Below are 7,123 nucleotides of genomic sequence, written 5' to 3' on the forward strand. Positions count from 1 at the left end.
AACCGGTCACAAATCGATCGCCGCCGACAGCTGCAGCGTGCGCGGCGCCGCCTGCGAGATCGTGCCGTACGAGGCGACGCCGCCCCAGTAGCGCTTGTCGAACGCGTTCATCAAGCCCGCGCGCACGGTCGTGGGGCGTCCGGCGATCACGGTGCGCAGCCGGGCGCCCACGTCCACCTTCGTCCACGCCGGCACGGATTGCGTGTTGGCCTGGTTGACGTACTGCTTGCCCGTGTAGGTGACGGCGCCCGTTAGCGTGACCGCGCCCACGTCCCATTCGCCGCCCACGTTGGCCTGCGCCTTCGCCACGCCCGGGGGGCGCTTGTTCAATGTCGTGGTGCTGTTGGTGCGGGTCAGCTCGGCGTCCAGCAATGTCACACCGCCCAGCAGCCGCACCCCCGCCACCGCCGTGCCGGACAGCGCCAGTTCCAGGCCGCGGTTGCGCTGTTCGCTGTCGGCGCTGTACACGGTGCCGTACATCTGGCCGCTCGGCTTCGTGATCTGGAATACGGCGGCCGTGGCCAGCAGGTCGCCACGCACGGCCTTGACGCCCGCTTCGTACTGCTTCGTCTTGTAGGGGGCGAACACCTGGCCCGCATTGCTCGACGTGTTCGGCGCGATGTCGCCCTTCGCCAGGCCTTCGATGTAGTTGGCGTACACCGACGTGGCGGGCGTGGCCTTGAACACGATGCCGGCCAGCGGCGTCACGGCCGTCTCGTCATAGCGTGACGTGCGCGCGCCGGTGGCCCCATTGAAGTTCTCCGATGCGACACGCTGGCGCCGCACGCCGACCGTCACCAGCACGCGTCCACCCGGCAACGTCGCCATGTCGGCCAGCGCGAGGCCGGACAGCGTCGATTCGGACAGCTTCGGCACACGCTGCGGCGCGGCGATCGCCTGTGCCGGCATGGCTACCGGTTGATAGATGTTCGACAGCACCGGCGTGCCGGCATTGCTGGCGTTGGCGATGCGGTCGTGATAGCCGTTGACCGTGGCGACCAGCGCGTGGACGGTGGCACCAATGCGAACCGCGGCGCGCACGCCCGTGTCCGCGTCCGCGCGGTTGATCTGGAACTTCCAGTGCATCGGCGTGGCGGACGTGTCGCCGCGCGCGTTCAGGATCGTCGGCGTCTGTTCGGACAGGCGGCTGATGTCCGACTTCGTGGCGCCCAGGTCGCCGAACACGGTGGCGTTGGCGGCGATGTCGTACTCGACGTGGCCGAGCGCCGACACGTCGTTCGAACGCCACCAGCCCCAGTCCTGCGTCACGTTGCGGCCGCCGTCCGGCGCGGCGGGCACCGGCAGGTTCGCCGCCACGAGGAACGGCCGCGTCGGCGCATTCACCTTCTGGTACTGCTCGATGACGTCGAGCGTCGCGCGCAGCCGCTCGCCGCGCCAGTCCAGCGACAGCGCGGCCACGTCGGCGCGGGCATCCTGCTTGTCGAGCGGCGTGTCGCCCTGGCGGTGCAGGCCGTTGAAGCGCAGGCCGAACGCGCCGCTGCGGCGGCTCACGTCGAGCGCAGTGCCGAACTGGCTGTCCGGCGCGTAGTCGAAGGTCATGCGCGTCAGGTCGGCGGCCAGCGAACGTTTCGGCACCGCGTTGATCACGCCGCCCACGCTGCTGTTCGGCGCCATCCCGTAAAGCAGCGCGGCGGGACCTTTCAACACTTCCACGCGCTCCAGGTATTCGGTGAACAGGTGGTAGTTCGGCGAGACGCCGTACACGCCGTCGAGCGCCACTTCCGACAGGTTGCCTTCGTTGATCGGGAAGCCGCGCAGGAAGAACGAATCCGTCACGCCGCCGATCTGGCCCGTGAAGCGGGCGGATGGATCGGCGCCCAGCACCTCGGCAAGCGTGACGGCTTGCTGGTCCTGCATGCGGCGCGACGTGTAGCCCGTCACGCTGAACGGCAGGTCCATCACGTCCCGTTCGCCCAGCAGCCCGCCGCGTGCCCGCTCGGCGACCTACGCGTTGTCGTCCGGGGCGGTGGCCGTGACGTGGACGGTGGGCAGGCGCGTCTCCGCCTCCTGCGCGGCGGCATGGAGGGAGACGAGGGCGGCGGCGAGGGCGAGGGGACGGAGGGAAACGGTGGCGGTCATGGTGGCGTGCGTAGATGAAATTGCACGGAAGAATATAGTAAATGAGAAGCATTCGCAAATAAACTGGCGTCGAGATATCGAAACCCGTATCGCGGCAGTGAAAAAAGATATTGGTTTGAGGCCAACACATCCGCTAGATTCGACGCACGCGCCGCCTCGAGCGCCCACAGGAGACCCCATTGAAACCGACCGCATCGCATCCAAGCCGCCGCGCGTTCCTGCGCCGCTTTCCCGTTTCCGCCGGCCTGGCGCTGGCCTTTCCCGGCCTTGCCGGCGCCACCGCCGTGGCGCGCGCGCAGGGTGATCGCGAAGACTTGAGCTTGTGGTACGACAAGCCGGCCGGCGCGTGGGTCGAGGCGCTGCCGGTCGGGAATGGGCGGCTCGGTGCGATGGTCTTTGGCCGCGCGGCGCAGGAGCGCCTGCAACTGAACGAGGACATGCTGTTTGCCGGTGGCCCGTACGATCCGAACAATCCGGCCGCGATGGCCGCGCTGCCGAAGGTACGCGCGCTGCTCGATGCGGGCAACTACGCCGAGGCGACGGCGCTGGCGTCGTCCGCGCTGATGGCCCGGCCGATCAAGCAGATGCCATATGGTGCCGCGGGAGATTTACTGATCGACGTGGATGGCCTGTCCGGCGCGGCCGGCTACCGCCGCACGCTCGACCTGGATACGGCCATCGCGACGACGCGTTTTGCCAACGGCAGGGTGCGCCACCTGCGCGAAGCGTTCGCCAGCGCGCCGGACGACGTGATCGTGCTACGCTTCGAGGCGGCCGGCGGTACGCTCGACCTGGGCATCGGCTATCGCCATCCGGGCCGCGTCAAGTATGGCGAGAAGACGCCCAACGGCGTGCCGTGGGATCACCGGGAAGGGCTGGCGCTTGACACCCGGCCGGCGACGCTGTCGATCAAGCCCGACGGCGCCGGCGCGCTGCTGATCGAAGGCCGCAACGAAGCGGCGGAAGGCATCCCCGGCGCGTTGCGCTATGCCGTGCGCGTGCTGGCTGTGGGCGATGGCGCCATCGCGGTCGAGGGCGAGCGCCTGCGCGTGCGCGGCGGGACGAACGTCACGTTGCTGGTGGCCGCGGCGACGAGTTACGTCAGCTTCGTGGACGTGGACGGCGACCCCGTCGCGGCGGTGCGGGCGCGAACGGCGGCGGCGCGCGGCAAGCCGTATGCGCGGTTGAAGGCGGACCACGTGCGGGGGCACCAGGCGCTGTTTCGCCGGCTGTCGATCCGGCTTGGCGCGGCGCCGGTTGCCCGGGCGACGGATGCGCGCATCGCCGCGGTCGGCACGGCCGAGGATCCGGGTCTGGCCGCACTGTACGTGCAGTACGCGCGCTACCTGTTGATGTCGTCGTCGCGCCCCGGCAGCCAGCCCGCCAACCTGCAGGGCCTGTGGAACGAGGGCACCAATCCGCCGTGGGGTTCGAAGTACACGATCAACATCAACACGCAGATGAACTACTGGCCGGCCGAGGCGGCGAACCTGGGCGAGTGCACCGAGCCGCTGCTGCGGATGGTCGAGGACCTGGCCCGGACGGGCGCCGCGACGGCATGGCGCATGTACCGCGCACGCGGCTGGGTGGCGCACCACAACACGGACCTGTGGCGCGCGGCCGCGCCGATCGACGGCCCGAACTGGGGCATGTGGCCGTGCGGCGGCGCGTGGCTGTGCAAGACATTGTGGGACCACTACGAGTACGCGCCCGATGCCGCTTTCCTGCGCCGCATCTGGCCGCTGCTGCAGGGTGCAGCGCTGTTCTTTGTCGATACGCTGGTCGATGACCAGGGCGGGCGTGGGCTCGTCACGTCGCCGTCGATCTCGCCGGAGAACCAGCACAGCAAGGGCTTCGCGCTGTGTGCCGGCCCGGCGATGGACCGGCAGATCGTGCGCGACCTGTTCGGCTGGACCATCGCGGCCCACAAGCTGCTGGGCGAGCCGGATGCGGCGTTCGCGGCCACGCTGGAGGACAAGCGCGCGCGGCTCGCGCCGGACCGCGTCGGCGCCCAGGGACAGTTGCAGGAATGGCTGGAGGACTGGGATGCGCGGGCGCCGGAGCAGCGGCACCGGCACGTGTCGCACCTGTACGGCGTCTATCCCAGTGAGCAGATCAACGTGCGCGACACGCCCGCGCTGGCCGCTGCCGCGCGCGTCACGCTCGATACGCGCGGCGACAAGTCGACCGGCTGGGCCACCGCATGGCGGCTGGCGCTGTGGGCGCGGCTGGGCGATGGCGAGCGGGCGCACGCGATCCTGCTTGGCCTGCTCGGACCCGAGCGCACCTACCCGAACATGTTCGACGCGCACCCGCCGTTCCAGATCGACGGCAATTTCGGCGGCACGGCCGGCATCCTGGAAATGATCGTGCAGTCGTGGGGTGGCGAGATCCGCCTGCTGCCGGCATTGCCGCGCGCCTGGCCGGAAGGTGCGCTCAATGGCGTGCGGGCACGCGGCGGCGTGGAACTCGATGTGACGTGGGCGGATGGCCGGCTGCGCGCCGTGGCGCTGCGCGGCCGGCCGGGAGCGTCGGTGCGGCTGCGCAGCGGCGCGCGTCTGGTCGACGTCGTGCTCGATGGCGCCGGCCGCGCGCGGCTCGACGGCGACCTTGCGCGGCGCGCTTAAGTCTGTGCCGCCGGGCAGGCCAGCGACGTGTCGGCCGGCGTGAACGCGTCGCGGCGCGGCGGCGTGGGCGCCGGTACCGAGCCGTCGATGAAGCTCAGCACACGGCGCCATTCGCGCCGCAGCAGCTCGCGCGGTTCGGATGGCGTGCCGCCGCACAGTACCGTCGCCATGCGCTGGCGGCTTGCCGCGTTCAGGAACCAGCTCATCGGCGGGGCCGTGTTGAACATGCCGTCGGCGAAGTCCGCGCGCTTGGTCGTCTCCGGGTAGCGCAGCTCGATCAGGCGGTGCGTCGTGCAGCCGCCCAGCAGGCGGTTGGCCTCGGCCTCCTGCGCGTGGGCCCGCGCGGATCGGGTCTGGTACAGCGCGTAGGCCGGTGCCGTCAGCTCCATCGCGATCGGGTCGCTGTGCGGCTGGCCCGTCGGATGCGCGTCGCACAGCCATTGCGCGGTGCCGGCCGGGTCGTTCTCGATGACGATGACGACGATCTTCTCGGCCAGCCGGCGCTGCGCGTCGTCGCCGCTCTGCAGCGCGGCCACCATCGCGTTCAATGCCGTCACACCGGAATTCTCGAAGTAGCCGCCATCGACGACGTAGTCCCACTTGCCCTTGGCGCCCGCCAGCCGGATCGCCGCGGCCGGGCTCACGTAGGTGAAGCGCGCCGAATTGTGCACGGCGCCGGCGCGCGTCAGCCGGTTCGTGTCGAGCGCGGGGTCGTAGACGTCGTAGGCATCGGTCGGCACGAAATGCAGGTCGGACTGGACGACGAGGCGGCCGTCGCCGACGGTCGTCGTGTTGAAGATCATGCGCGGCACGCGCGCCGGCCCGCTGGCCGCCAGCGGTTCCGTGAACCAGGCGGGTTGCTGCGCCGTCAGTTTGCGCCAGTCGCGCGCCCACGCTTCCTCGAGCCCGCGCGAGCGGTCGCAGGCGATGCACGGCACCGGCAGGAAGCGGGCGATCGTGTCGCTGTACAGCAGCTGGGCGACGGCCGGGGCGAGGAAATCCTTGGCCAGGAAGTCGGCGGGGCGGGGCGTCAACGGGCCGCCCGGCTGGCCCTTGCCATCCTGCTCGGCCGCGAGCGCGGCGACGAACGTGGCAAGCCCCAGGCTGCCGCCGGAAACGCCGCTCACGGCATACACATTGCGGGCGAACTCCCGCTGGTTCAGGCGGGCGTGGTTTTCCAGGTTGGCCAGCACGACGCCGGTCCAGTACGCGGAACGGGACGCGCCGCCGGCCGCCGCCACGAGGTAGATCGGATCGCCGCTGCGTGCGCCGCGCGCCTTGTCCCAGGCGTCGATATCGGCCAGGAACGCGGGCCGCGCCACCGGCGCGCGCGCCGGGCCGTGCTGGGCGACGTAGTGGTTCTCGTTGAAGAACGAGAACACGAATGCGAACGCTAACGGCAGCAAGGCCAGCGACGGCCAGCCGAAACTGCGCGGCAGGTAGGTGGTGACGAAGCTGCCGAACAGCGTCCACGAGCCGAGCGCGATCAGCACCAGCGCCGGCGAGCCGATCGCCCGCGCGGCCGTCTCGCGGCCCGTCATCGTCGCCAGCATCACGCCGAACGAAATCGCGAACATCACGAGCACGGTGACGAGGGCGCCGCGGCCGAGCGTGTCGAAGCGGGGGTGGGGATCGTCGTCGCGCATCATCCATCCCTTGTGCGCGGTGGGCAGGTGGCGGCGGAACACGACGAATGCGAGGAACAGCACGGCCGTCGCGGCCAGCGGCAGCCAGTAGCGCGGCGACGGCGTGGCCAGCACGAAGTAGATCGTGATCGGCACGACACCGAGCAGCCCGAGCGCGCGCGGCAGCCACGTCGCGACGGCATGGGCGAAGCGCGCATCGATGCACGGCTGCAGGCGATCGCGCGGGAAGCGCTTGCCGAGCATCAGGCGGGCGCAATACCAGCTGGCGAACGCCCAGTACGCAAGGGCGACGATGAACAGCGCGTAGCTGAGCGACGTGACGGGATCGGCCGCCCCGCGCTCGTTCTCGCCGAACGCCAGCAACGTCTCACGCGCCTGGTCGAGCCCCAGCAGCACACCATTGCCGGCCAGCGTCATCGCCACGGGATACAGGCACAGGTTCAGGCTGCCGGCAAGGAAAGCGGTGCGCGTCAGGCGTGGCGCCGGCCAGGGCGGCGCTGTGACGGCATCCGGGGTGTCGGGCAGGGCGGTCGCGGGAATGTTCATGGAGCACCTCCGGGGCGGTTGTTATTTTGGATTTGTGCGGGGACGCCAGGGCGATGGTAATCCAAATTCCGGGGAGGATGAAGGCCTACGAATGGCTGAGCTTGTGTCCCCTGGTGCCTGGCACGAGGGGACACGGACTCAGCAGTAATACGGTTGAGCTTGTGTCTCCGGTGCCTGGCACCAGGGGACACGGACTCAGCAGTA

3 protein-coding genes are annotated in these 7,123 nt (G+C 70.2%); 1 reads left to right on the forward strand and 2 read right to left on the reverse strand.

Features of this window, described 5'->3' with window-relative positions:
* Positions 1-6: 6 nt before the first annotated feature.
* Positions 7-1,920: a TonB-dependent receptor gene (locus tag IP92_RS08250; RefSeq protein ID WP_145874025.1), complete on the reverse strand. Its 1,914-nt coding sequence runs from the start codon at positions 1,918-1,920 to the stop codon at positions 7-9.
* A gap of 359 nt (positions 1,921-2,279) precedes the next feature.
* Here IP92_RS08250 and IP92_RS08255 point away from each other — a divergent pair, with 359 nt between their 5' ends.
* Positions 2,280-4,727 (forward strand): glycoside hydrolase family 95 protein, encoded by a 2,448-nt coding sequence (locus IP92_RS08255; RefSeq protein WP_199271881.1) that lies wholly within the window; start codon positions 2,280-2,282, stop codon positions 4,725-4,727.
* On the opposite strand, the gene IP92_RS08260 is transcribed toward IP92_RS08255, so the two are convergent.
* A complete protein-coding gene (locus tag IP92_RS08260; RefSeq protein ID WP_145874026.1) occupies positions 4,724-6,919 on the reverse strand; it encodes a Rossmann-fold NAD(P)-binding domain-containing protein in 2,196 nt (731 codons plus the stop codon). The two genes, IP92_RS08255 and IP92_RS08260, sit on opposite strands and share 4 nt — an antisense overlap.
* Positions 6,920-7,123 lie beyond the last annotated feature (204 nt).

This window comes from Pseudoduganella flava (assembly GCF_007830495.1).
Classification (GTDB): Bacteria; Pseudomonadota; Gammaproteobacteria; order Burkholderiales; family Burkholderiaceae_D; genus Rugamonas; species Rugamonas flava.